Origin of the sequence: Pengzhenrongella phosphoraccumulans (genome assembly GCF_045689905.1) — a bacterium.
Taxonomy (GTDB): domain Bacteria; phylum Actinomycetota; class Actinomycetes; order Actinomycetales; family Cellulomonadaceae; genus Pengzhenrongella; species Pengzhenrongella phosphoraccumulans.
The window spans coordinates 2,107,593-2,132,884 of the sequence record NZ_CP144210.1 but is presented as its reverse complement, the minus strand read 5'-3'; the positions used below and the strand labels follow the sequence as shown (position 1 = coordinate 2,132,884).

The 25,292-nt window shown below is 69.0% G+C and carries 19 protein-coding genes; 16 read left to right on the top strand and 3 right to left on the bottom strand.

The features are described 5' to 3' along the window. The first annotated feature begins 7 nt into the window (after window positions 1–7). From VTA80_RS09840 to VTA80_RS09830, 3 genes are all read left to right on the top strand, one after another. The gene (locus VTA80_RS09840; protein ID WP_407345323.1) at window positions 8–379 is read left to right on the top strand and encodes a hypothetical protein; all 372 of its coding nucleotides are present in this window, start codon (window positions 8–10) and stop codon (window positions 377–379) included. 827 nt (window positions 380–1,206) lie between these two features. After that, window positions 1,207–2,574, top strand: a complete 1,368-nt coding sequence (locus VTA80_RS09835; protein WP_407341623.1) for an ISL3 family transposase — start codon at window positions 1,207–1,209, stop codon at window positions 2,572–2,574. A 65-nt stretch (window positions 2,575–2,639) separates the two neighbouring features. Beyond that, window positions 2,640–2,795: a hypothetical protein gene (locus tag VTA80_RS09830; protein WP_407345322.1), complete on the top strand. Its 156-nt coding sequence runs from the start codon at window positions 2,640–2,642 to the stop codon at window positions 2,793–2,795. Between the two features lie 124 nt (window positions 2,796–2,919). Here VTA80_RS09830 and VTA80_RS09825 read toward each other — a convergent pair whose 3' ends face one another. Continuing rightward, window positions 2,920–4,716 (bottom strand): hypothetical protein, encoded by a 1,797-nt coding sequence (locus tag VTA80_RS09825; RefSeq protein ID WP_407345321.1) that lies wholly within the window; start codon window positions 4,714–4,716, stop codon window positions 2,920–2,922. Between the two features lie 488 nt (window positions 4,717–5,204). Between VTA80_RS09825 and VTA80_RS09820 the strand changes: the two genes are divergently transcribed. The 6 genes from VTA80_RS09820 (at window position 5,205) to VTA80_RS09795 (ending at window position 11,574) form a co-directional block, all read left to right on the top strand. Next, window positions 5,205–6,392 (top strand): sensor histidine kinase, encoded by a 1,188-nt coding sequence (locus VTA80_RS09820; protein ID WP_407345320.1) that lies wholly within the window; start codon window positions 5,205–5,207, stop codon window positions 6,390–6,392. Between the two features lies 1 nt (window position 6,393). Then, on the top strand, window positions 6,394–7,056 hold the full coding sequence (locus tag VTA80_RS09815) for a response regulator (protein ID WP_407345319.1): 663 nt from the start codon (window positions 6,394–6,396) through the stop codon (window positions 7,054–7,056). 184 nt (window positions 7,057–7,240) lie between these two features. Beyond that, a complete protein-coding gene (locus VTA80_RS09810) occupies window positions 7,241–7,975 on the top strand; it encodes an electron transfer flavoprotein subunit beta/FixA family protein (protein WP_407345318.1) in 735 nt (244 codons plus the stop codon). A 52-nt stretch (window positions 7,976–8,027) separates the two neighbouring features. Continuing rightward, window positions 8,028–8,951 carry an electron transfer flavoprotein subunit alpha/FixB family protein gene (locus VTA80_RS09805; RefSeq protein ID WP_407345317.1) on the top strand — a complete coding sequence of 308 codons (924 nt, stop codon included), beginning with the start codon at window positions 8,028–8,030 and terminating at the stop codon, window positions 8,949–8,951. A 41-nt stretch (window positions 8,952–8,992) separates the two neighbouring features. Further along, complete coding sequence (locus VTA80_RS09800; protein ID WP_407345316.1) at window positions 8,993–10,465, top strand: FAD-dependent oxidoreductase; 1,473 nt, start codon at window positions 8,993–8,995, stop codon at window positions 10,463–10,465. A gap of 296 nt (window positions 10,466–10,761) precedes the next feature. Next, window positions 10,762–11,574 (top strand): NERD domain-containing protein, encoded by an 813-nt coding sequence (locus VTA80_RS09795; RefSeq protein WP_407345315.1) that lies wholly within the window; start codon window positions 10,762–10,764, stop codon window positions 11,572–11,574. 90 nt (window positions 11,575–11,664) lie between these two features. On the opposite strand, the gene VTA80_RS09790 is transcribed toward VTA80_RS09795, so the two are convergent. Beyond that, the gene (locus VTA80_RS09790) at window positions 11,665–14,760 is read right to left on the bottom strand and encodes a DUF3427 domain-containing protein (RefSeq protein ID WP_407345314.1); all 3,096 of its coding nucleotides are present in this window, start codon (window positions 14,758–14,760) and stop codon (window positions 11,665–11,667) included. 113 nt (window positions 14,761–14,873) lie between these two features. Between VTA80_RS09790 and VTA80_RS09785 the strand changes: the two genes are divergently transcribed. Further along, window positions 14,874–15,791, top strand: a complete 918-nt coding sequence (locus VTA80_RS09785; protein ID WP_407345313.1) for an HNH endonuclease — start codon at window positions 14,874–14,876, stop codon at window positions 15,789–15,791. A gap of 7 nt (window positions 15,792–15,798) precedes the next feature. Here the strand turns inward: VTA80_RS09785 and VTA80_RS09780 are convergent, their stop codons facing one another. Further along, complete coding sequence (locus VTA80_RS09780) at window positions 15,799–16,164, bottom strand: nucleotide pyrophosphohydrolase (protein ID WP_407345312.1); 366 nt, start codon at window positions 16,162–16,164, stop codon at window positions 15,799–15,801. A 181-nt stretch (window positions 16,165–16,345) separates the two neighbouring features. Here VTA80_RS09780 and VTA80_RS09775 point away from each other — a divergent pair, with 181 nt between their 5' ends. The 6 genes from VTA80_RS09775 to VTA80_RS09750 all read left to right on the top strand — a co-directional run bounded on the left by VTA80_RS09775 (window position 16,346) and on the right by VTA80_RS09750 (window position 25,278). After that, window positions 16,346–18,190 carry a DNA/RNA helicase domain-containing protein gene (locus tag VTA80_RS09775; RefSeq protein WP_407345311.1) on the top strand — a complete coding sequence of 615 codons (1,845 nt, stop codon included), beginning with the start codon at window positions 16,346–16,348 and terminating at the stop codon, window positions 18,188–18,190. Window positions 18,191–18,296: 106 nt separating this feature from the next. Continuing rightward, entirely contained in the window at window positions 18,297–19,238 is a 942-nt protein-coding gene (locus VTA80_RS09770) for a patatin-like phospholipase family protein (RefSeq protein ID WP_407345310.1), read from the top strand. A 169-nt stretch (window positions 19,239–19,407) separates the two neighbouring features. After that, window positions 19,408–20,787, top strand: coding sequence for an NAD-dependent succinate-semialdehyde dehydrogenase (locus VTA80_RS09765; protein WP_407345309.1), 1,380 nt, complete (start codon window positions 19,408–19,410; stop codon window positions 20,785–20,787). 25 nt (window positions 20,788–20,812) lie between these two features. Continuing rightward, window positions 20,813–23,662, top strand: coding sequence for a hypothetical protein (locus VTA80_RS09760; protein ID WP_407345308.1), 2,850 nt, complete (start codon window positions 20,813–20,815; stop codon window positions 23,660–23,662). Next, window positions 23,652–24,530 carry an ATP-binding cassette domain-containing protein gene (locus tag VTA80_RS09755; RefSeq protein ID WP_407345307.1) on the top strand — a complete coding sequence of 293 codons (879 nt, stop codon included), beginning with the start codon at window positions 23,652–23,654 and terminating at the stop codon, window positions 24,528–24,530. Before VTA80_RS09760 ends, VTA80_RS09755 begins: the two co-directional genes overlap by 11 nt. Next, complete coding sequence (locus tag VTA80_RS09750; protein ID WP_407345306.1) at window positions 24,517–25,278, top strand: ATP-binding cassette domain-containing protein; 762 nt, start codon at window positions 24,517–24,519, stop codon at window positions 25,276–25,278. Before VTA80_RS09755 ends, VTA80_RS09750 begins: the two co-directional genes overlap by 14 nt. Window positions 25,279–25,292: the final 14 nt, after the last annotated feature.

Sequence of the window (25,292 nt, the reverse complement as noted above, 5' to 3'; positions counted from 1 at the left end):
ACCGCCCATGACACCCGCGCGCCACACCCCCTTGAGCCGGCTCGTCATGGAGGGGCACCTCGAACAGGTCCCCGTCGATGCCACCACCTGTCGCGAGCTGGTCCACCAGGCCCAGAACCACGCGTTGACCGCGGCCGCTGGTCGCGGCATCGGGGACCTCGAGGGCGCATTCCAGATCGCGTACGACGGGTGCCGCAAGGTGTGCCTGGGCCTCGCCCTGGCCTACGGCGTCCGCGCCAAGGGCGACACCGGCCATCACGCCGCCACGTTCAGCGCGGCAGCCGCCGCGGTGAATGACGCCATCGACATCCTCAACGGCCTCCTGGCCGCGCTCCCTCCCGTCATGGAAGCGCGCCTGGCGAGCAGTGCCACTCCCTGAACCGCGCCAATCCGGTCCGCGGCGCGCAGCGAGCCGAGTCCAGAAACCGGACCTCCGGCGGGCCATTACGGGCCATTTACCGACCCGAAGTGGCGACCCACCCAAGAGGCCACCAAGGGATTGGGCGCCGTGGTGAGCGCCCGCCGAGCCGTCTCCCCTACCGCCGCTACTGAGCCCGGCCGTCAGACTCGAACCAGGGTGTCAACCATGCTTCCGGCGCGGTAGGTATAAGGCGGAGTCGCTTCACCCGGGCAACGGACCGTTCATAGAGGGGTTGCCCGGTTCGAAGGCGTTTCGTTCCTTGCCGCAGCGCCGACACTGGTCAAACTCCGCCCCGCGCCCAGCCACTTCCGGATTGCGTCGATGCTCCCACTTGTGGCGACCGAGGCGACATTTCAGGCTGGTCATGATGCTCCTCTCGGGTCAGGACAACGGGTCGGGACGAACGATCAATCGATCTTCATGGTGCTCCGCCGCAGAAGTCAGCGTCAATGCTCTCGGCCTTAGTTACGGCACAGCGGCCCTGGGAGCACCACCGCCGGACCAGGAGTGACCTCAACCGTGACGTCACCCGGCGTGCAGCCGTAGTCGCGAAGGACGAATCCGCCCGACTCAGGGACCACGACCTGCTCGTCCCTCGTCAAGACGGTCACCCCGGTGGGACTCTCGTTGCGAATACTCCCCGCATGACATCCCCAACATGCGTTTGACCGGCTCTACGAAGTTAACCGGGCAACGGTGGGGTGGGTCGTGGACGTAGTGGGCCCGTGACCTCGGTGATCATGGCTGTATCGAGCAGGACATGGTCATAGAGCGAGGTCACGGGCTTGGTTCAGGGTACGCATGTGCAGGGGGTCCCTCCGGTCGTGGTTTCGGGGGTGTCGCGGTTGTTGGACCTGGAGGGGTTGGCGGTCCGGGAGATCACGGCGGACGGGTGCGGTGGTCGGGTCGTGCACGTGGTCACGGCGGACCTGGCGGCGTCGGCGTGCCCGTCGTGCGGGGAGTTCTCCACCGCACTCAAGGGCCATGTGACCACGAGGCCGCGGGACATCCCGTATGGGACCAGGCCGCTGCGCCTGGTGTGGCACAAGCAGCGGTGGCGGTGCGTGGACCAGCGGTGCGCGCGGGGCTCGTTCACCGAACAGGTCCCCGCCGCGCGGCCCGGGGCGCGCCTGACGCGGCGGTTGCGGGCCGAGCTCGCCGACGCGGTCGCAGTCCAGCACCGGTGCGTGGCCGAGGCCGCGGAGTTCTACAAGGTGGGGTGGTCCACGGTCCACGACGCGTTCGTCGCCCGCGTCGACCCGGTCCTGGCGAAGCCCCTGCCCCTCGTGCGGGTACTGGGCATCGACGAGACCCGACGTGGCAGACCGGTCTGGGCCCACGACCCCGACACCGGCCGGTGGGTGCTGGCCTGCGACCGGTGGCATACCGGGTTCGTGGACGCGGACGGCACCGGCGGGCTCCTCGCGCAGGTCGAGGGCCGCTCAGCAGCCTGCGTGTCGGGGTGGTTGCTCGCTCAGCCGGCGTCGTGGCGGGCCGCGATCACGCACGTGACCATCGACTTGTCCGCGTCGTTCGCCAAGGGTGCCCGCGACGGCCTGCCGGGCGCCATCCAGGTCGCCGACAGGTATCACCTGGTCCAGCTCGCCAACGACACCACGACCGCGGTCCGTCAACGCACCGTGCGGGAGGCCACCGGGCGTCGGGGCCGCAAGATCGACCCGGCCTGGCAGGTCCGGCGCCAGCTGCTCACCGCACACGAGCGGCTGCGTCCGGCGAAGTTCGCCACGATGTGGAACGCGCTGCTCGACACCGGCGAGGCGGGCGTGGAGATCCTGGGCGCCTACATCGTCAAGGAGGACCTTCGTGCGTTGCTCGCTCTGGCCGGGACCCATCCCGAGCGGGCCGTGATCTGTCGGCGGCTGACCACGTTCTACGAGCACGCCGCCGCGTCGAGCGCACCCGAGGTCCACCGACTCGCCGCGACCGTCGACCGGTGGTGGCCGGCCGTGCTGGCGGGCCTCGAGACGGGGTACTCGAATTCACGGTCGGAGGGCTACAACCGCCTGGCCAAACACGTGGGAAGAGACGCTTTCGGGTTCAGAAACCCGGTCAACCAACGCCGCCGCATACGCTGGGCATGCACCCGTCAGCACCGACGGGCGGCAGCCGTGAAAACCCCGCTGCCCGGCTAACTTCGAAGAGCCGTTTGACCCCGGATCCAGCATCCAAAGCAGAACCGACGCGGCCCATCGACTGGGTGACCCCGAGCACCATCCCGGTCACGGCCTGGGTACCGCCGCGGACCGCCACAGTCACCGGCAACGCCGTGATCGCCAACTCCGTGTCGTGGTGCTCGCCGATCGCGAACCCGACGATCCGCCGAGAGGTCAGGTCCGGCACGGAGCCCAGGTAGAGCTTGCCTGACCAACTGGTCCCCAGATCCACAGTGAAGAGCCGCGAAGTCAGGCCGCAAGCGACCTCCCGGAATCCACCCGGGAGGTCGCTTCACCACGCCCTTTGACAGAAGCGCCTTGATTTCAGTTGATGGTGGTGTTGCGGAAGGTGGCTTTGCCGGTGGCGCTCCAGGTACGGAAGCCGACTTGCGAGCCGGTGGGCTCGGGCATGTTGCACTTGCTGTCCGCCAGGGCGCCCTTGAGGCTTGCGACGTCGAACATCTTGATGCCGTCGATGGTGGCGAAGAGGGTGTCGCCCCTGGTCACGACTGTCACCTGGTGGGTGGCGTTGACCTCGAGGCCGACGGGCCACTGCACCTTGGCGATCGGGTTGCCGCACTCGGCGCCGTTGCTCCAGACGCGGAGCAGGAGGGCTTTGCCGAAGCCGGGCTGGACGGCGGCGTAGCCGGGGTCGTACTGGAAGGTGTAGCCAGAGACGGAGGCGCCGGTGGAGACCGAGGCCCGGGTCCAGATGCCGTATCCCCCGCCCGACACGAGGGTGGCCTCGGTGGAGTAGACCATGTCGGGGGAGGTACGGGGCGTGATAGAGATCACGCGGGCTTCATTGCCGAAAGTGTTGTCCACGGCGTTCCCGGCGATGGTGGAGCGGCCGAAGATGAGTTTCCACTGGTTGGCGGGCACGAGGCCGACGCCGCAGCGGTTGATCATCTTGCGGCCGAATTCCTGCGAGCCAGTTGGGCCGAAGCCGGTGACAACAACGGTGAAGGCGCCGCAGGGGACCTTGTCGAAAATGAATGTTTGGGCGCGGTTGTAGGCGTTCTGCGACTCCTTGTACCCGTTGTCGGTGGTGGTGCCGGCGATCGACACGTTCATTCCGGGGTAGACGATGCTGGAGCCGACGGGGCTGTCGAAGGTGACCGTGATGACGCCACCGACCTCGTCGATGTGGACCTTGGGGTCCACCGCGGGCGTGCCGGGGGCGCCGGGCTTCTCCAGCATGTACTCCTGGGAGATCTCGCCGATCACGTTGCCGTTGACGGCGCGCACCCACACGGACCACTTGCTGCTGTTGGGCAGCGATACCTGGGCGCTGGTGGCGTCGGCCGGCAGGTCGATCCAGGTGGGGGTGGCCTGGGTCGGGTTGCGTACGCCGAGCTGCACTGTGGTGATGGGGCCGTAGCCGGTCCACGCCGGGGCCACCCAGGTGACGGTGGCGAGGTTCGCGTCGTTCTCGGTGCGGACCACCTTCAGAGACGTCGGGGAGGCTGGCTGCGGGCCGCGCACCAGCACCTTGGAGGGGGCGCAGGAGCCGTACTGGTTCGTCGGCACGATCTCCATCACGTAGGAGCGAAGGGGCTCCAGCCCGCTGACAACCTCGACGGCGTCCGGCGAGTTGCGCTGGACGAGCACGGTGCCGTCGGCGAGGGAGCGGAACAGCACCGCGTAGCTGGTGGCTTTGGCGGCGCTGGCCGGCGGCGTCCAGGCGGCGGTGACGGTGCCGCCGTCGTCCGAGCGGTCGATTTGCAGGCCGGTGATCCCGCCGGGAGAGAGCGGGTTGACGATGGTGTCCGGGGTGGCGGCGCGGGTGCCAGCGGCGTCGATCGAGGCGACGTTGACGCGGTAGCGGGTGCAGTTGCCGTTGCCCGTAAAGGTGAAGGTGGTCGCGGTGGCGGCCACGTCGTAGGCGAACTGGTTGACCCCGTCGAAGACTGTCACGGTGTAGCGGGTGGCGCCGGCCACGGCCTTCCAGTTCACGTCGAGCAGGTTGACGTCTGCAACCTGCCTGGTCACGGTGAAGCCGGTCGGGGCAACGGCGGCAGGGATGGCCGCAGCAGCCTGACCGGCGGTCAGGCCCGCGAGGGCAGAGACAGCGACGAACGCGGCTATGAACCTCGCGGCGATCTCGGTGGCCTTAACCACGATGGTTTCTCCTTGGATAGTTGGTGCGTTGGGTCATTTATGCCGCGCCAACATCAAGGCAATCTCAAGGAATAGGCAGGGAACCCTGTGACCTTCTGAAATGGGCAATACCGCCCTGAATTCGGCGCCGCGCCGCGGTCCCGGATCACCATCGACCTCACTGAAAGCAGCGACCGCCCATGACGGCCGCGCGCCACACCCCCGCGTCGACGACGCTACCTACCTCGGCTTCATCCGTGCCGGATCGGAGTACCGGGCCGAGAAGATCACGACTGCTGCAGTGAACGACGCCATCGACCTCTTCAACGGCCTCCTGGCCGCGCTCCCTCCCGTCTTCGCCAAGACCGGGGTCTCCTCCCGCGGGGAGCTCGCGCGGCTCGACCTGTCCTGAGCCCGCCACCCGATCCCGGTCCACTCGCCGGGGCGGGCGGCCGCCACTCACCGGCGAGGCCCAATTGCGGCCACGATCAGCGACCTACGATTGGCGGATGGCACAGAACTGCTCCTACCTCGCGGAGCTCGTGCGCATCAACGACACCCTGATCTGGTCGCACGACCGCGCCGACTCGTATCTCCGGGCGGTACGGATCATCAAAGACGCGATCGGCGCCAGGCTCGCGCCGTCGTTCCTGCTCGACGAGACCGGGACCCGCCTCGACCTGGTGACCGATGACGAGCAGCGGGCCATCCTGGGTGACGAGTTCGCGACGATGCCGGCCTCCGAGCACGTGCGCTCACCGTGGATCAATCCCGGGGAGTGGCCGGTCTCGGCGGCCGACCATCTCGACCACGAGGGGTGGGCGGTTCTCCCGCCCAACTTCAAGAAGTGGTTCGGCACCTCCGGTGTCGTGGTCTCCATTCACGCCGACGGCAAGCACCTCGGCGCGGTCGTCCTGAGCTTCGACGGCGAGTTCGTCCTCACGCAGACGAAGAAGGAGTTCCTGGCCGCCGCCGGCCGAATCCTCGGCAATGCGCTGTACCGCTGGCAGGTCGGCGCGCGCGAACGCGAGCTGGGGGCCCTCGAGGAGCGCCGCCGGCTCAGCGATGAGCTCCATGTCGACCTGTCGCAGCAGGTCGCCACCCTCGGCCTGCACGTGGGCGCGATGAAGCTCGACCTCGCCGAGGCGAACGTCGACCGCCTGACGGAGGACGTCCGGCGGCTCGACGACACCGTGACGGCACTCAAGCGCAGCCTGCGGCACCAGATGCTCGGACTTCGCTCGGACTGCGAGCTGATCGGCGGATCGTTCGTCGAGCGGATTCGTCGCCAGGTCGACGACTTCGAGCGTCAGCTCGCCATCCCCGTCGAGCTCGACTGCCCTCGCCCGGGCGATGCCGACAAGGTTCCCCTGGCGGTGGCGGCCCAGCTCGTCCGGGTGCTTCAAGAGGCGCTCTCCAACGCGAACATGCACTCCCGCGCATCGGGGGTCACGGTGCGCCTGCTGCCGGCGCACACGCGAATCCGCCTGGAGATCCAGGACAACGGCTGCGGGTTCGACCCCGACAGCGTCCCCGACTCCCGACTCGGCCTGCGCATCATGCTCGAGCGGATGCAGCAGATCGACGGATCGCTGTCGATCGAACCCGGGCCGCTCGGCGGCACGCTCGTGGTCGCTGAGGCACCCCTGAACGTGGCCGCGCGTATCGCGGCGATTCCCGCGGACACCAAGGCCTGACGTGGAGACCGCAAGCACGAGCGTCCTGGTCGTCGACGACCACGCCCTTTTCCGCGACGGACTGGCCTCGCTGATCAGCCGGTGGAGCGACTTCCACGTCGTGGGGAGCGCCGCGGACGGGGCCGAAGCCATCACGTCGGCGCGCCGACTGCAGCCCGACCTGATCCTCATGGACGTCCGGATGGCAGGCATGGGAGGGGTTGCGGCAACCCGCACCATCACCTTCGAGAACCCGCAGCTCCGAGTCGTCATGCTCACCATGTCGAGCCTGGGCGAGGACGTCTTCGAAGCACTGCGCAACGGCGCGCACGGCTATCTGAGCAAGGACGAGCCGGCTGACCGCCTGCACGACTACCTGGTCGCCGTCATGCGGGGCGAGGCCGCGCTGTCGAGCACGATCGCGGCCAAGGTGCTGGCCGAGTTCGGGAACCAGGGCGACGCACGCGCCCCCGGCGGGCCGCTCCGGGTCGAACAGCTGACCCACCGCGAGCGCGATGTGCTGCGGCTCCTGATCGACGGCCTGTCCAACGATGAGATCGCCCAGGAGCTACACCTCAGCGAGGCCACGGTGAAGAAGCATCTCGGTCGGGTCATGACCAAGCTGCACATGAAGAACCGGGTGCAGGTGGCCGTGTACAGCGTGCGCGAGGGCCTCTTCGACTAGGGCTCGACTCCCCCGCACGACCTCCCCCAGGTGGGGGTATCCGAAGGTCTACCCCGGTGTATCCAAAGGGTGCTGTTGGTGCGCACCAGACCATCACCAGACTGTTCGTAGAGCCACAGCGGCGCAATCCGCCGACCCGTAACCGGGCGTGGGTACGAGCGGCACAAAGGGGTCCCGGCAACCGATGAAGACAGTGATCGCCTACAAGTGGGCGCGGGACGGCGCGCACGCCGCGGTGCGGGAAGACGGCTCCGTCGACTGGCGCAGCGCGAAGATGACCGCGGGCGAGGATGATCCCGCGGCGTTGTCCACTGCCAAGGCCATCGCCGCCGCGACCGGGGGCGACCTGGTCGGGCTGACCCTCGGTGACGGGGACGCCAGCTGGGTGCTGGCCCGCGGAGTCGAGCAGTCCGTGTCGGTCACCGACGCACCGAATCTCGCCGACAACGCCCAGACGGCGGCAATCCTGGCCGCAGGGGTCCGCGCCATCGGCAACGTCGACGTCGTCGTCGTCGGCGACTGCGAGCAGTACCCCGGAGTGCCCGTCGCGCTCGCGGGCCTCCTGGGCTGGCCCGCCGTGGTCGGGATCGACTCAGCCACCGCGCGGGACGGGCGCCTCGAGATCGTCCGCAAGGTCGGCGACGACCACCAGATCCTGTCGCTCGCCACCCCGGCGGTCCTGGGCGTCGCCGCTCTGTCCGCCGAGGACGCCACACCCGGGATGAAGGAGCTTCTCGCGGCCCGCAAGCGCCCGCTCACCAAGCTGACCCTGGCGGATCTGGGGATCACCGTCGCCGACTCGGTGTCGAACCGTGGCTCCCACCTGCCCGCGACGAAACCGGTTCGCGTGTTCGAGGGCGACACCACCCTCGCGGCGCAGCAGCTGGTCGGCGCCCTGCGCGCGGACGGTGCCCTGTGAACGCCGCAGACCGCGCCTCGAGCCGGGTCGGCACCACGGAAGAACGGTCGCTATGAGCGTGGACACGTGGGTACTCGTGACCGACGCGAAGCTCGTGGGCGCCATGCTCGCGGCCGCTCGGGGCCTGGGCGCGCCGGTCACGGCGGCGGTGGTGGGCTCTCGCGAGCTGGCGGAACTCGTCTCGATCGCCGGCCCGGACACGCTGGTCTGGGTCGAGCCCGTTGCCCAGACGCCCGTGGAGGCCTACGCCGCCCAGCTGGCAGCGACGGTCGGGCAGGCAGCACCGCGGGTCCTGATCTCCAGCGCGGCCCCGGCCGCCCGCGTGCTGCTCGGTGCGGCCGCCGCCCAGCTCGGCGCGGTCGTGCTGCCGGCAGTCGTCGATCTCAGGGCCGACGGCGACCTCGTCGTCGCGCAGCGCTCGGCGATCGGCGGCGCAGTCATCGAGACGCTCGCCACCGCGTCGCCCGTCGCTGTCATCTTCACGGGTGAGGACGTCGAGACGTCGCCGGGCTCGCCGGCCACCATCGAGACCGCCCCCGCCGCTCAACCGGCCGCTGACCTTCGCCTCCTCCGCACCGAACCGGCCAGCGGAGGCTCGTCGGGCGTGCGCGACGCCGCCCGGGTCGTCTCGGTCGGTCGCGGCGTGAAGTCGAAGGCCGACCTCCCGCTCATCGAGGAGCTCGCCGCCGCACTGGGCGCCGAGCTCGGCTGCTCCATGCCCGTGGCGGACGACCTGGGCTGGATCAGCAAGGACCGCTACGTCGGCCGGTCCGGGCAGCACATCGCACCCCGGTTGTACGTGGCCGTCGGAATCTCGGGGGCACCGCAGCACATGGAGGGCATCCGCGACGCGAAGGTCGTCGTCGCGGTCAACAACGACAAGGACGCGCCGATCTTCCGTGCCGCCGACTTCGGCATCGTGGGCGACCTCTACGACGTCGTCCCCGCCCTCATCGCCGCTCTGGGCACCAAGTGACACAGCCGTCACCCCAACAGGAACGAACAGGAGAACCAGAAATGACCGAAGCATCGACCGAGGAATTCGACGTCGAGTACGACCTCGTGGTGGTCGGGGGCGGCGGGTCGGGCATGTCCTGCGCCGTCCAGGCCGGCCACAACGGTCTCACCGTGGCCGTGCTGGAGAAGATGCCGACCCTGGGCGGCAGCTCCTCGTTCGCCGAGGGTCACGCCGCATTCGAGTCCGACGAGCAGGAGAAGCGCGGCATCCACGTCTCCAAGGACGAGGCCTTCCAGGGCTACATCGACTACAGCCACTGGCGGGCCGACGCCTCCGTCGTGTCAAAGTTCGTCGACAACGCGAACAAGACCATCGTCAAGATGCGCAACGAGGGCGCCGTCTACGAGGAGGTCATCACCACGGCACCCGACCAGCCCGACGAGCTCGTCACCTGGCACATCCCGAAGGGCGAAGTGGCGCACGTCATCGACCTGCTCGAGGCGAGCGCCCGCTCCATGGGCGTCGAGATCTTCCTGCAGACCTCGGCCAAGCAGATGCTGACGAAGGACGGCAAGATCGTCGGAGTCCTCGCCGAAGACGCCGACGGACAGGCCGTGCGGATCGGCGCGAAGGCCGTCGTCGTCGGCACCGGTGGCTACGCCAGCAACCCGGAGATGCTCAACAAGTTCACGAAGTTCGGCTGCGGCGACCAGATCATCAACATCGGCAACCCCGGCAACACCGGCGACGGCCTGAACATGATGTTCGACATCGGCGCACAGCCCTTCGAGTCCATCGGGACCACGCTGCTCATGCCACTGATGCGGGGCAAGACCGTCACCTCCCACACGAACACCGCCGGCTTCCAGCCCTACCTCTGGGTCGACCGCGACGGCCGGCGGTGCACCAACGAGATCTGCGGGCTGAACTTCGGCAACGCCGGTGACGTCGTCGCCGGCCTGCCCGGCTCCTTCTACTGGTCGGTCATCGACCAGGCCCAGATCGACCACCTGGTCGACGACGGCTGCGAGGTGGGCCTGGGCATCTACGTGCGCACCGGCGAGAAGCTGGTGAACCTGCCGACCGAGCTGGAATCCGACGTCGAGGCCGGCTTGTCCGCCTTCAAGGGCGACACCATCGAAGACCTCGCCAAGGAAATCGGCGTCGACCCCGCGGTGCTCGCGGCGGAGATCGCCGACTACAACGCCCTGTGCCACGCGGGCAAGGACACCCGGTTCCACAAGGCGAAGTACCTCCTGGCCGTCGAGAAGGGCCCGTTCTACGCCATCAAGATGGAGCCGGGAATCATGGTCACCATGGGCGGCATCAAGATCAACGACAACATGCAGGTCATCGGTGCCGACGGCAAGCCGATCGAGGGCTTGTACTCCGTGGGCTGCGATGCTGGCGGGCTGTTCGGCGAGTCCTACATCCTGACCATCCCCGGCTCGGCGAACGGTTTCGCCCTCACCTCGGGGTGGCTCGCCGCCGACCATGCGACCGCGGCGATCCGCCAGAACGTGGACGCCTAGGGAATCGGTGGCGCTCGCAGACCGGAGGACGTGAACTGGCGCGCCGGAGGCCGTGAAAGGCCTCCGGCGCGCACCAGGCGCGCGGGCAGTTCAAGGTGAGTGCGCTGCGGCGCGTGGGTCGAGCAGTGGGTCGTAAACCGCGCCGAGAAGGAGCCGGTGGTGTCCGTCGAGGACCTTAGGCGTCTTGTCGCCCAGCGGCCGCGCCGAGACTGAAGCTTCTGGTCCCAGCCAATCTGTAGGCGCAGGAGAATCCGACGATCGCTCATTTGGGTGAGCCCGTACGCCGATGAGCTGGTGTGATCAACTCAATACGCTCCTGGGTAGAAGTACGGCGCAACCGACGGCGCGCCGGGGCGCGTGCTCGCCGCAAGTACACCGCACTAAGAAAGGCGTGGCTGCGGCGCAACCGAAAGGTCTGGCTGTTCGCGGTCGTCTTCTCGGTGTGCGCTGGAGCCTTCATCACGTGGCTCGTGAACCTTGCACCGGGAGATCAGCCCTGGGTAGCCCCTGCCATGGCAGGGGCGTTATTTGCGACATTGATAGCGATGCGCCAGTCGCCGCCGGTCTCGATCGCCAGTTGGCAAGAAGGAGCATTCGGCGAGGAGGAGACGGCCAAGCAGTTGCGAGCTCTCGAGAAGGAGGGCTGGGTCGTGCTGCACGACCTCGCCAACGGTTCGAAGAACTTCGACCACGTCGTGCTCGGTCCAACCGGTGTCTACTGCCTCAACTCCAAGTGGTCTGGGTACCGACTTGAATCCGGTGATGACGGCCGACTGGTCGGACGGCACAAGTACGATGACGACATCTACCTCAGCATCACCTCGGTCCTGAAGCGGTCCCGTGGCGAGGCCGCCGCCTTGAGCGAGCAGATCGAGAAGCGCTGTGGTCAGCGACTTTGGGTGCAGCCCGTCATCGTCTGGTGGGGCGATGTCGCGAACGGCGGACAGACGGTCGACGGCGTTGGAGTAGTCCAGGGAAAGGCGCTGGCCGACCGGCTCCGCGCTCAGAAGGGGCGCCGGGTCCCGCATTTCGACCGAGTCGTCGACGTCCTGCGGCCGGGTCGACACGCGCAACAGAAGTCCCTCTCACATGCGGCCGCCAAAGATTGAGGCCCAACATTCTCCACGCCGTTGGCCTGATCACAGACGTTCGCGAGTGCGTGTCTTCGCGAGGACCGGGGGTTCGGCTCGGAACCCTTCCTACGCGACCGCAGCACCAAATGCCTGGTAAAGATCTCCTGGAAGCGGTGTGTGAAGTTCCCAGGTGATCGCCATTGGACGCTCGCCTACATGACCCCGGTACGTCGCCGGGCCCAAAAACCAGAACGCGCGATCGTCAGCGCGAAGTCGGGCGAAGAGCAGTATCGACCGACCGTCCCGCACGTGATTCCGGTAGCGCAACCCCGTAGAGCCGTCGGCACGCGTCGTCGACTGGCTCTCCCAGTGCACAAGTGACCGATTGATCGCGTAGTCGCGATACCTCGTTGTTGGCGAGAACCCACCGGAGGTCTTGTCCAGGGTGAAGGCGAGTAGTTCAGCGTTGGCAGCCTTGGCCTGGAGGACGCCACTTTGCCAGGCAAATGCCTTTGCGCCGTCAACGAGACCGAGGGATGTCAAGACCTCAATCCGAGAGTAACGCGCGTGAATCTGCAACGGTGAATCCGGGTGAGTTGTCAGAGGCGTGTGAACGTGGTCCGTGCCGGACTTAAGCACCGCTAAAAGTTCCGAGATCTCAGCGAGAACCTGTGGATGCGCCCATACGAGGTCAACGGCTTCCTGGAGCGACGTTCCCTTGTGGATCGCCTGGTCTGCGAGACCTGCGACCAGCATGTGAAGCAGTCGCCTATCGCGTTCGGCCATCGAGGCGACCTGCGGGATACCCGTCTGCGAGGCAAATTTCTGGTACCCCAACATCCGAACACGATCATCGGTGTGGAGAGGACGACCGACGGCGCGGCGAAGAGTCGCCTCATTCGGGCCTTCGCGCAGAACAGGGGCATTTGCAGCCACCCGAAGGTCAGACCAGGATTTGCTGCCCTCGTAGACATCTGCGAGATCCAGCCCAGATTCCTCAAGAAACTGGCCCAGATTCAGGTCCCCGCGATCTCCGAGAAGCGCTCGGAGTTCCGCAACTTTCTGCGGCCACCGAGACGGAATCGCGTCACGGAGGCTGGTCAAGATGATCTCGGAAGACTTCTGATCGAGTTGCATGTGGCAACCAGCGGGAAGAAAAGGGAACCCAGTTTTGACGGCCCGCTCGATATCGCGGCGCGAACCGCCGAGAAGAGCGCGGTAGCGGCGGTCGAAGCGGAATTCTTTCCGGTGGGTACCGACGAAGTCAAGGACAGTACACGCGCCCTTGTTCCGAGCCTTCCGGAGCCCGCGCCCAAGTTGCTGGAGGAACAACGTCGGGCTCTCCGTTGGTCGGAGCATAAGGATCGTGTCAACATTGGGTACGTCAACCCCTTCGTTGAAGAGATCGACGGAGAAGACCACCCGAATACGTCCCTCCGCAAGCGCCCGCAAGGCACCTTCTCGCTCTTCTCGCGGACTATCGCCCCAGATCGCGATGGCCGGGATACCGTGCCGATTGAAATGCTTGGCCATAAACTGCGCATGTCTAATACTTACGCAGAATCCGAGGCCGCGCATCGATTGAATGTCCGCGTGCTCGACGACCTGTTGGACGACCGTTCTCGCCCACGCATCGGAACTAGTGTAGAGATTCGTCAGTTCAGCAATGTCGTAGCCCTGTCCCCGTCGCCAGGGGATCGCACGAAGGTCGAGCCCGTCGTGAATACCGAAGTAGACGAATGGAGCGAGGTGCTGTTGATCGATGGCATCCCAGAGTCGCAGTTCGGCGGCGATGCGGTCGTCAAACCAGTGCAGGATCGGAAGTCCGTCACTGCGCTCGGGCGTCGCAGTCAAGCCCAAGAGTTCCTTGGGGTTGAGGCGATCGAGAACACGCTTGTACGAGGCTGCGGCAGCGTGATGAAACTCGTCAACGATCACAACGTCAAAGTGCGAGGGATCGAGTGACGTGAGGCCGTTTGCACTCAGGCTTTGGATCGAAGCGAAAACGTGCTCGAAGCCGCGGGGCCGAGCTCTTCCCACCCACTTCTCGCCAAACTGCGTCTCCCGAAGTGTGTGGCGAAAGGTCGCGATACTTTGATCCAGAATCTCTTCGCGATGTGCGATGAAGAGCAGCCTGGACCTACCAATTTGGTCACGAAGCGCGGCGTAGTCGAGCGCCGCCATGACTGTCTTGCCCGTCCCGGTTGCGGACACCAGAAGATTGCGATGGTGACCGAGTTCCCGGGAAACCTCAAGAAGTTCTAGGAGGCGCGACTGGAACGGATGCGGCCGAACTTCCAGCGGGCTGAGCATAATCCTTGGTCCGGTGTCAGTTCGGCCGACTCGCAGTTGCTCGGCTTCGAACTCCTCCGCGGTGTAGGGGACAAAGTCACCAGAGGACCAGTAGCTCTCGAACACCGCGCTGAACTTGTCGATGACATCGGGGTTTCGAGCCCCAGAGACCCTGAGGTTCCACTCCAAGCCCGTGACCGTGGCAGATCGCGTCAGGTTCGAGGATCCGACGTAGGCAGTAGAGAATGGCCGGCGGTGGAAGACCCATGCTTTGGCATGTAGACGTGTTGATCCGATGTCATAGGAAACTCGGACCTCAGCTCCAAGTGCCGCAAGTTGCTCGAGCGCTTCGCGTTCCGTGGAGTCGGTATAGGTAGTCGTCAGCACCCGCAGCGTCCGGCCACTCTCGCAGTGTTTGCGGAGCGGGTCGAGGAGCGGTGCGATCCCGCTTCGCCGAATAAACGCCATGACGAGGTCGATCGACGATGCCGAGGCGATCTCCGAGCGCAGCTGGCTCCAGAGGGTTGGCTCGCCCGGCGCGTTGGTCAGCAATGTTGTATCCAGCAGGGGAATTACGGGAGCTTCCAGATGCTCAGGCTCACCATCCGGACGGCGCCGCAGGATTGCATGGAGTACCGAAGCGGGCTCGATAAGTTGAGCGCTTTCGTCGACGTGTGCGACTTCGCCAAGTCGATAGAGCAAGGCTTGCGCGACCTTCACCGCGACAGAGACCCGGTCCTCGTCGCTCACGTCCAAGAGGGCGCGCTCGACCTGTTTGCTGACGTGCCAAGCGATCCGGTCCGCAGCATCAGCACTGCTTAGGCTTCGATCACGCGGGACAAGAGCGCTGGACAGATTGTCGAGTTTTGCGCGAAGCCCACTCGTGATGAGCAACTCGTAAAGTCCTGGCTCAAGCTCAGTCACTCGCATGAGATTACACGCGGGTTACCGTTCGCCGCGAAGTGCCTTGCGCGCGAACTGACTCACGTTCCTCAGGCACGGACGCCTTGGCTTAAGGGACACCAGGGAGGAAGCTCAGACCCGTGACTGACAGCGTGGTCGAAACCGAGCTCGCCATTCGCCTTGCCGCGCTCGCGTGGCTCGATGGTCAGCGAGCGCACGGGGTCGAGTCCTGGACCCAGAAGCAGTTGGCGGAGTTCCAGTTCGCGGGCGCTCGGCTGCCCCTGATGGACGTGCAGCGGGGCATTCGCAAACCCGCCGGCATGGCTGCCGCGCTGTCGATCCGAACCGTCTATCGGCGCGAGGGAGCGGTCCGGCCCTACGAGGACGGCATCGGCATCGACAAGTTGCTCCGCTACAAGTGGCGGGGCGAGGACGCGAGCCACCCCGAGAACCGCGCCCTGCGCGCCGCGATGGACCGCCAGCTCCCGATGATCTGGTTCTACGGAATCGCCGACGGCGTCTACGCCGCGATCTACCCGGTGTACCTCCTGGCGGAGGAGCCCGCGGACCACCAGTTCGTCATGGCGCTGGGCGAAGACCAGCGGACGGTCGACGTCGGCCATGAGGCCGACCCGATCGTGCGGGCCTACATGGAACGCACGACCCGCCAGCGGCTTCACCAACCCGCGTTCCGGGCCGGGGTCATGCGCGCCTACGCCACGCGCTGCGCGGTCTGTTCGTTCCGGCACGGCAATCTCCTCGATGCGGCGCACATCACCGCGGACGCCAACGCGGACGGCGACCCGGTCATGTCGAACGGCCTCGCGCTGTGCAAGATGCATCACGCGGCGTACGACGCGAACATCCTGGGCATCCGTCCCGACCTGATCATCGAGATCCGACCAGACGTGCTCGAGGAGATCGACGGACCCATGCTGAGATACGGCATTCAGGCGCACCATCGAAAGCCCCTGATGGTGGTGCCCTCGGTGCGACGCGACAGGCCCAGCGCGGACCGGCTGGAAATGCGCTTCGGGGAGTTCCTCGCCTCGCAGTGAGTTACTACTAGGCCCGTTCCGGCGCGACCCCGTGCACGTCCCCCGCGACGAACCGCTCCCTGGACGCGGCCATCTTGCTCCGCGCCGCCGCGGCGACATCCACCCCGACCACGTCCGCGAGTCGCAATAGGTACAGCAGCACGTCGGCGATCTCCTCCCCCGCGCGCTGGCGGCGCTCCGGTTCGGCGAACCGCTCCACCGCGTCGTCGGCCCCCACCCACTGGAAGAGTTCGGCGAGCTCGCCGACCTCGCCCATCAGCGCCAGGATCAGCGACTTCGGGTCGTGGAACTTCTGCCAGTCGCGCTCGGCGCTGAACTCGCGCATCAACCGCGTCAGTTCCGCGAGCTCGGGCTCGCCAGTCACGTCACTCATGCGCGCCACCCTGGCACAGGCCCGACGGCGGTTCGGACGCCCGCAGCCCGGGCGCTAACCTCCTGGCAGCGGTTCGACGGACTTCTGTTCCCCGGATATGTCCCCTCCGCACGATCATTCGTGCTGCCTGGGGGACGTCGTCGTGGATTCAGTCCGATTGAGTGGGAACGCGCTCGCGTCGATGTCCGACGGCGATGTCAGTGAGGTCGAGCGGATCCTCGAGGACTACTTCGTGAGCCAGGGGCTGGGGCATCCAGGCAAGAGCGAGTCCCGTTCCTGGCGCAACAGCCTGCCCGTGCTCGCGCGCGATCTGCGCGACGCCGGCCTCGGGGCCGTCGAGGTGCTGGCCGAGCACCGGCTCCCGCTGAGCTCGAAACGAGCCGACGTGATCCTGGCCGGCACCCACCCGCGCACCGGGGCGCCGTCGTACGTGGTGGTCGAGCTCAAGCAGTGGAGCACCGCGCGACGCTGGCAGGACAGCGCCACCCTGGTCGACGTCGACGGCGCCCGGTACAGCCCCGTGCTGCACCCCGCGCTGCAGGTCGCCGGGTACGCGAGCTACCTCACGGACTTCGTCACCGTGCTCGCCGACCAACCCGATCCCCTCGCAAGCGTCGCCTACCTCCACAATGCGACCGACCGCTCCATCGCCGACCTGTGGTCCGGGCCAGCGGCGTCCGAGGCCCGCATGTTCACCGGTCAGCGCCGCGGCGAGTTTCACGAGTTCCTACGGTCCCGGCTCTCGCCGAACTCCGGTGTCGCGGCCGCCGACGAGCTGCTTGCCTCCTCCATCGCCCCGTCCAAGCAGCTGCTCCAGGTCGCCGCGAACGAGATCCGCGACCGCGAGCAGTTCGTGCTGCTCGACGAGCAGCGGGTCGCCTACGAGATCGTGATGCGCGCCGTCGAGCAGGCCCGCGCGTCGGACCTCAAGACAGTCGTGGTGGTGACCGGCGGGCCCGGCAGCGGCAAGAGCGTGATCGCGCTGTCGCTGCTCGGCGAGCTCGCCCGTCAGGGCCGCACGGTGCTGCACGCGACCGGCTCGAAGGCGTTCACGCACACGCTGCGCCAGGTCGCCGGCAAGGGCTCGAGCCGCACCAAGAGCCTGTTCATGTACTTCAACAGCTTCATGACCGCCGAGCGGAACGGCCTCGACGTGCTGATCCTCGACGAGGCGCACCGCATCCGCGCGCAGTCGGTCAACCGGTACACGCCCAAGGCGATCCGGGCCGTGGCGCGCCCGCAGATCGAGGAGCTGCTCGACGCCGCCCGCGTGCCGGTCTTCCTGCTCGACCAGCACCAGGTGGTGCGCCCCGGCGAGATGGGCACCGCCGCCGACATCAAGGCGCACGCCGCGGCGAAGGGCCTGACCGTCCACCAGATCGACCTGCAGGGGCAGTACCGGGCCGGCGGCTCCGACGCGTACAACGACTGGGTGCACCGTCTGCTCGGCCTGCTCGACGACGGCGGCCCGCTCGGCTGGGAGGACGAGTCCACCTTCGCGGTCGACGTCGTCGACTCCCCCGCCGAGCTGGAGTCTCGCCTGGCCGTCTACCGCGACAAGGGCCTGGGCGCGCGGATGACCGCCGGGTACTGCTGGCGGTGGAGCGATCCGACGCCCGACGGCCGACTCGTTGACGACGTGACGATCGGCGACTGGAGCCGGCCGTGGAACCTGAAGAGCGAACGAGCGGTCGGGGAGGCGCCGCCGTCGTCCCTGTGGGCCTCCGACCCCGGCGGGTTCGGACAGGTCGGGTGCGTCTACACCGCGCAGGGGTTCGAGTACCACTGGAACGGCGTGATCTTCGGACCCGACCTCGTGTGGCGCACCGACCGGTGGGTGTCGCGGCGGGAGTTCAACAAGGACCCCGACTTCAAGTCGGTGAAGACGGTCAGCAACGAGACGTTCGACCGGTTGGTGCGGCACGTCTACAAGGTGCTGCTCACCCGCGGGCTGACCGGGACGCTGGTGTACTCGGTCGACCCGGAGACCCAGGCGATGCTGCGGCGGGTGGTGAACCCGCGCTAGCTGAGAGTGCTCGGTCGGTGGCGCTTTCGAGCGAGGTGGGAGAGCAACAATTCGATTGCACGCTCGCGCCGCAAGTGGGTAGCGTCGCGCTGAAATGCGACCTCCCATGAACACCACGCCCCCTTCAACTCCGCAGGTCGACGCCAGCACGCGGGCGCGCGCCGCCGGTGAGCGAGCGTTGGTCCTCGGTGGCGGCGGCTCGACCGGCAATGCCTGGCTGATCGGCGTCGCCGCCGGCTTGTTCGATGCCGGGCTGGACGTGACCACCGCCGACCTGACCATCGGGACCTCCGCCGGCTCGACGGCCGCGGCCCAGCTGGCGGGCGCGACCCCGGCCGAGTTGCTCGCCGCCATCCTGACCGCGGCGCCCCCGCACCGGACCGGTCCGGCGGGATCCGACCGAGGACGCGTTCCGGCCAGGCCGGTGGCCGACCACCTAGAGAGGTTGAACAAGATCATCGCCTCCGCTGAGGACGCGGCTGACCTGCGCCGCAGTCTGGGCGCGGCGGCACTCGAGCGGGATGCGGCGTCGGACGGCACCTGGCAGGCGCAGTGGCGCGCCACCGTCGCGGCGCGGCTGCCGAGTCAGGTCTGGCCCGAGCGATCAGTGCTCATCACGGCGGTTGACGCCGAGACCGGTGAACCAGTCGTGTTCGACCGCGACAGTGGGGTCGACCTGGCGGACGCCGTCGCGGCCAGCTGCGCCAGTGGCCTCCCCTACCGGATCGGCGACCATCGCTACATCGACGGCGGCTACCGGTCCAATGCCGAGAACGCCGATCTGGCCGCCGGCTACGCGCGGGTGCTGGTGCTGTCACCGTTCAGCGGCAGATCGCTGCAACCCCTGGACTGGGGTATGCACCTCGCAACCCAGGTCGACGACCTCCGCGCGCGCGGCAGCAGGGTCGAGACGATCTTCCCGGAGGCCAGCTCCGAGCACCTGTTCGGCGCCAACGCGATGAATCCGTCGCTGCGTCCGCCCGCCGCTCAGGCCGGTTACGACCAGGGCAGAGCCCTTGCCGAGCAGCTCACCGGATTCTGGCGCTGACACACCGCCCCAGCCCTGCCGCCGGGAGTCGACCGCTCCAAAACTCGTCCCAGATCACCGCCTCCGCGGCAGCGCGATCGTGAGAGCCTCAACCATCGTGGTTTCAGCGAAACCACCTGCCGTGCAGCAACCACCGCAGCACCCCACCTGACGAGTGAGGAAGACCCGAATGAGCCACTACGCCGTCGTCAATCCGGCCACCGGAGCGACCGTCGCCGAGTACCCGACCATCACCGATGCCGAGCTGATCACGGCGATCGATACCGCGGCGGACGGCTACGCGTCCTGGGCGCGGCGGGTGTCCGTCGCCGACCGCACCACGCTCATCGGGCGCGTGGCCGAGCTGCACACCGAACGGCGCGAGCAGCTCGGCGAGATCGCGGTGCGCGAGATGGGCAAGACGCTCGAGCAGGCGCTCGGCGAGGTCGACTTCTCGGCCGCGATCTACCAGTACTACGCGGACAACGGCGCCGCGTTCCTCGCCGACGAGCCGATCGCGCTCGAGGGCGGCACGGGTTCGGCGTTCATCCGCCGCAGCGGCCTGGGCGTGCTGCTCGGGATCATGCCGTGGAACTTCCCGTACTACCAGGTCGCGCGGTTCGCGGGCCCGAACATCGTGGCCGGCAACGCCATCCTGCTCAAGCACGCGGGGCAGTGCCCGGAGTCGGCAGCGGCGATCGCGCAGATCTTCGACGACGCCGCGGCCGCACTGGGCGTGCGCGCCCACCCGTACGTGAACATCTACGCGTCGAACGAGCAGATCGAGACGGTGATCGCCGACCCGCGCGTGCAGGGCATCTCGATCACCGGCTCCGAGCGGGCCGGAGCCGCCGTCGCCCAGCTCGCGGGCAAGCACCTGAAGAAGGTCGTGCTCGAGCTGGGCGGCTCCGACCCCTTCATCCTGCTCTCGACCGACGACCTGGACACGGCGGTGCAGGATGCCGTGAACGCGCGCCTCGACAACAACGGGCAGTCCTGCAACGCGGCCAAGCGCTTCATCGTGATCGACTCGCTCTACGAGGAGTTCGCCGCGAAGTTCACCGCGCTGTTCACCGCGGCGCAGCCGGCCGACCCGATGGTTGACGGGACGTTGCTGGGTCCGCTCTCGTCCGCGGCCGCGACCTCGCGGCTCTCCGAACAGCTCGAGCGAGCCGTCGAGCAGGGCGCGACCGTGCTCGCATCGGGCACGCCGTCGGGCAACTTCTTCCCGCCGGCGGTCCTCGCCGAGGTCACCGCGGAGATGGACGCCTACTACGAGGAGTTCTTCGGGCCGGTCGCCGCGCTGTATCGCGTCTCGTCGGAGGCCGAGGCGGTGCGGGTGGCGAACGACTCCCCGTTCGGGCTCGGCTCGTACGTCTACACGACCGACCCCGAGCAGGCGCTCCGCGTCGCCGACGCGATCGACGCCGGCATGGTGTGGATCAACCTGGTGCTCGGCGACGCCGCGGAACTGCCGTTCGGCGGCGTGAAGCGCTCCGGTTCGGGCCGGGAGATGGGCCGCTTCGCGATGGAGGAGTTCGTCAACAAGAAGCTCATCCGCATCGCCTGAGGCCGACGGAGCTGTGTCTGGGCCCATGGGTCCGCTAGTCAGGCGCTCGCCTCTGCGCCTGCTGCGTGACGGGCCGTGGGGTCTGCTGGTCGCGGGCGCCTTCGTGCTGGTCTGCGCGGCCGCCGCGTCGGCGCCGATCTTCGCCGAGGCTTCGGGGAACGCCGCCTTCGCCGACCAGCTGACGGCGGTGCCGGTCACTGCGAACGCCGGGTCGGCCCCGGTCGTCCGCCTGGTCGGCGGCGCGGGGCTGGAGGGCCGCGAGCGCCTCGGCGGCATGCTCGATCGGATCCCCGGTCTCGGGCCGGCCACCGTGACCGCGACCTCCATCGGCGTCGAGCTCCACAGCCGGACGGTATTCACCCCCTTCGTGGCCGCGAACGGTCGAACCGAGCGGGCCCGGCTGTTCGGGGACGACGACGTCGAGCAGGCGCTGGTCCCCGACCCCGGCACGCCGGCGCACGTGCCCGCGGAGGCGACCGGTAAAGCGCTGTGGCTGCCCGCCCCGGTCGCCACGGCGCTGGGCGTCACGACCGGCGACACCGTCGAGGTCGGCATCGAGCGACGCGATTCCCGGGAGAGCACCCCGGTCGAGGTGGCGGGCGTCTACGCGGTGGGCGGCGCCGGGCGGCTGCCCGCGGACCCGCCGGGCACCGAGCGCTGGAGCCTGCGCCAGTCGTCCCTGCCCATGGACAGCGAGTTCACGTCGTCCCCCGCGTACCTCCTGGTGGGCGACGTCGCTGCCGTGACCCAGGTCGCGCAGACCGTGGACGATTCCCTGCTCTTCGCCGTGGAAGGTCAGCTGTCCCCACCGGTCCCGACCCTCGCGGACGCCTCGGCCACCGTCGCCGGGATCCGCCAGCTCCAGGCGGACGTCCGCGACCCCGCGCTCCTCGGCGACTCGCCGGACCGGGTGCAGCAGCAGGTCGCCTCGGGCCTGCCCGACCTGGTGCGCGCGGCGACCGCCGTGGCCGATCGGACCGTCGCCTGGACCTCGACGCTGAGCGCCGCGGGCGTGGGCCTCGGCCTGCTGTCGATCCTCGCGGTCGCCGCGCTCGGGACGGTGCGGCGTGCGATCGAGCTCAAGCACTCCGTCGGCGTCGGGCTGCGACCCGTCACGATCGGGACGCTCACCGCGCTCGAGGTGCTTCCCGTGGCGGTCGTGAGCTGGGCCGCCGGGTTCGGCCTCGCGGCGCTCGTGGTGGGGACGGTCGGCCCGCCCGGGGCGATCACGACGGCATCCATGTCCGACGGCGCCTGGCGCGCGGGGGTGGCCGCGCTCGCCGGGATCGCGCTCGTGGGCTGCGCCGCGACGGTCGCGGCGGCGCGCGCGGCCCGGCTCACTGCGAACAGCGGCGTCTCGCGGTCGGTCCCGTGGGAGGTCGTCCTGGGCGCGGTCGCGGCGACGGCCACGCTCGGCCTGCTGATTCGCCCGGCGGCGACCGGACCGCCGAGTGCGCTCGATCTGATCGTTCCGCTGCTCGTCCTGGCGGCCACGGGTGCGATCGGCACCCGGCTCGTCCTCGCCGCGGCCGGGGCGGCGGCGCGCCGTCCGGCCGGCGGTCGCGCCACCGACGCCTGGGCCCGGCGGCCGGCGCTCATGCTCGCGCTGCGCCGGGTGGTCGTCGGCGGGTCGCAGAAGGTTCTCGTCGTCACGATCCTGTCCACCGGGCTCGGCCTGCTGGCCTACTCGGTCGCCGCGGCGGTCTCGGTGAACCAGGTCACCGAGGACCGCGCCGCCGTCCTCGCCGGCGCCGGCGCCACCACCGAGATCGAGGTCTCCTGGCTGCTCGACGACGGGGCCGCGCAGGTGGACCCGGACGACCCAGCCACCATCCCCACCTCGGGCCCGGTGCCGGGCGTCCGCACCCCGCCGCTGCCCGCGGGCACCACGATCGTCTGGCGCGCCCGGGTGACGGTGCCGGGAGAACTGCAGAACATCGACCTGCTCGTGATCGACCCCGCCCGGTTCGCGGCCGTGGCCGCGTGGGGCCACGGGCCCGAGCTCGCCCGGTCGAGAGCCCTGCTGCCGGCGCTCACTCGCGCCGACGCGGCCCTGACGACCCGGCTGCAGGCGGGCGGGGCGGGGCAGATCCCCGCGATCGGCGTCGGCGGTCTCGTGGGCCAGCCCGGGGAGGGCTCGGCGGTCAGCACCGACTTCGGCGATTTCCCCATCACGCTCCTCGACGTCGTGCCCGCCTTCCCGGGCCACTCCGGCAACCTGCCGATGATCGTGGTGCCCGCGGACAGCTTCTTCGGCTCGCTCGGCGCAGCCGACCCGCGGGTACGCCCGGCGCCGATGGAGGGTCGCTTCGATCGGGCGCCACGGCAGTACTTCCCGTCGTTGTGGACGAGCGGCGGCCCGGACGCGCTGGTGGCCGTGCTCGAGCCGCGCGGGATCGAGCTGGGCGCGACCGAGACGCTCGCGCAGGTCGCCCAGTATCCGGACCTCGTCGCTGCCCGGCGCTCGATCGGTCTTCAGGTGGCCCTTGGGCTGTGCGTCGCCGGGATCGCGGTGCTGGCGCTGGCGATGTTCGCCGACCGGGCCACGACCCGGTCGCGGGCGTCCGACCTGATGCTGGCGCTGATGGGCATGGGCCGCGCGGGCGCGCGACGCGCCCGGTCCATCGAGCTCGCCCTGCTGGGCGGGCTCGGGCTCGCGCTGGCAGGCGTCGGGGTGCTGCTCATCGCACCGCTCGGGGCGCGGCTGCTCGATCCGGGCGGGGGGTCGCAGCCCGCGTTCGTGCTCCGGCTCGGCGGCGCCGCCTTGGCCGCCGCCGCGATCGCGGCGGTCGTGTGCCTCCTGGTCGCGATCGTGGTCGTGGCGACGCGATCGGGCCGGGCCGACGCCGGGAAGGTGCTGCGCGATGCCGACTGACACGAACGGGCCCGCGGCCCGGTGCGCACGCCTGATGAAGATCTATCCGAGCGCGAGCGGCGAGACGCACGCGCTGCGCGGGATCGAGGCCTCGTTCCCGCGCGGGGCGCTGACAGCCGTCACGGGCCCGTCCGGGAGCGGCAAGTCGAGCCTGCTGTCGGTACTGGCCCTGCGCGAGCGCCAGAGCGGAGGCGAGCTGTGGATCGCGGGCCGATCGGCGGAGAAGCTCAGCCGGCGCGCGCTGCGCCACCTGCGTCGGTACGACGTCGCCTGGGTCGCCCAGCGTCCCACGCACAGCCTGTTCGACGGCCTGGTCGCGCGCGAGCAGGTCGAGCAGGCCGCGCGCCTGCGGTCAGGCGACCTCGCCGAGTGCGCGCGGCTGCTCGACCGGCTCGACCTGACCGCGCGCGGTGGTGCCCGCAACCGCGAGCTCTCGGGTGGCGAGCAGCAGCGGCTGGCCGTGGCGGCCGCCGTCGTCGGCGCGCCCGGGCTGGTCATCGCGGACGAGCCGACGGCCGAGCTGGATGACGACACCTCCGGCCTGGTGCTCGCCGAGCTGCGCCGCTGCGCCCAGGGCGGCAGCGCCGTCGTGTTCGCGACGCACGACCAGCGAGCCATCGCCGCCGCCGACCGCGTGCTCCACCTGCGGTACGGCGTGGTCTCGACCGAGGCGGTGGCGGGTGCGCTGGCGATGGCGCAGATCGACTCGACCGGCCGTCTGCAGCTGCCGCCGGACGCGCTTGCGATGTTCCCGCAGGGGCGGGCGCGGGTGGTGCTGGACGGCCAGGGCGTGCGACTGCTCCCGGCCGACAGCAGCGAGGCGCCGTCCGTGCCGACGGGCGAGGAGGCAGACGATGACGAGCGCTGAGTCGATGAGCGCTGAGTCGATGAGCGCTGAGTCGATGAGCGCTGAGTCGATGAGCGCTGAGTGGACGAGCGCTGGGCCGACGAGCACTGAGCCGCTGCTTCGCGTCGAGGGTCTCACCCATCGGCTCGGGCCGACGAGCGCTCCCCCGGTGCTGCACGACATCGACCTCACGCTCGACGACGCGGAATTCGTCGCCCTGGCCGGCCGGTCGGGCTCGGGCAAGTCGACCCTGTGCCACCTCGTCGCCGGACTGGGCCGGCCGACGTCGGGCCGGGTCCTTCTGCTCGGGCGACCGGCCGATCAGGTCCACGACTGGGCAACCGTCGCGCTCCTGCCGCAGCGGCTCGCCCTCGTCGAGGAGCTCTCGGTGCTGGAGAACGCGATGCTGCCCGTCGGCCTGCACGCCGCGACCGGACCCGCACGCGCGGAGCGCCGCGAGCTGTGCGCGCTCCTGCTCGACACGCTCGACCTGACGCACCTGAGCGCCCGGCTCGCGTCGCAGACCTCGCTCGGCGAGCAGCAGCGCACCGCGCTGGCCCGAGCGCTCGTCCTGCAACCGCGCCTGGCCGTGCTCGACGAACCCACCGGGCACCAGGACGACGAGAACGTCGATCGCGTCCTCGCCGCGATCGTGCTGGCGCGCGCGCGCGGGACGGCGATCCTGGTCGCCTCGCACGACGAGCGCGTGCTCGAGGCCGCGGGCCGGGTCGTCCCCCTGCGCGACGGCCGCCTGGTGCCCTCCGCCTAGATCTCCCCGCGCCG

Coding starts and splice junctions, on each gene's coding strand:
- VTA80_RS09840 (WP_407345323.1), top strand. CDS start 8: ATGACACCCGCGCGCCACACCCCCTTGAGCCGGCTCGTCATGGAGGGG.
- VTA80_RS09820 (WP_407345320.1), top strand. CDS start 5,205: ATGGCACAGAACTGCTCCTACCTCGCGGAGCTCGTGCGCATCAACGAC.
- VTA80_RS09810 (WP_407345318.1), top strand. CDS start 7,241: ATGAAGACAGTGATCGCCTACAAGTGGGCGCGGGACGGCGCGCACGCC.
- VTA80_RS09805 (WP_407345317.1), top strand. CDS start 8,028: ATGAGCGTGGACACGTGGGTACTCGTGACCGACGCGAAGCTCGTGGGC.
- VTA80_RS09800 (WP_407345316.1), top strand. CDS start 8,993: ATGACCGAAGCATCGACCGAGGAATTCGACGTCGAGTACGACCTCGTG.
- VTA80_RS09790 (WP_407345314.1), bottom strand. CDS start 14,760: ATGCGAGTGACTGAGCTTGAGCCAGGACTTTACGAGTTGCTCATCACG.
- VTA80_RS09780 (WP_407345312.1), bottom strand. CDS start 16,164: ATGAGTGACGTGACTGGCGAGCCCGAGCTCGCGGAACTGACGCGGTTG.
- VTA80_RS09775 (WP_407345311.1), top strand. CDS start 16,346: ATGTCCGACGGCGATGTCAGTGAGGTCGAGCGGATCCTCGAGGACTAC.
- VTA80_RS09770 (WP_407345310.1), top strand. CDS start 18,297: ATGAACACCACGCCCCCTTCAACTCCGCAGGTCGACGCCAGCACGCGG.
- VTA80_RS09765 (WP_407345309.1), top strand. CDS start 19,408: ATGAGCCACTACGCCGTCGTCAATCCGGCCACCGGAGCGACCGTCGCC.
- VTA80_RS09760 (WP_407345308.1), top strand. CDS start 20,813: ATGGGTCCGCTAGTCAGGCGCTCGCCTCTGCGCCTGCTGCGTGACGGG.
- VTA80_RS09755 (WP_407345307.1), top strand. CDS start 23,652: ATGCCGACTGACACGAACGGGCCCGCGGCCCGGTGCGCACGCCTGATG.
- VTA80_RS09750 (WP_407345306.1), top strand. CDS start 24,517: ATGACGAGCGCTGAGTCGATGAGCGCTGAGTCGATGAGCGCTGAGTCG.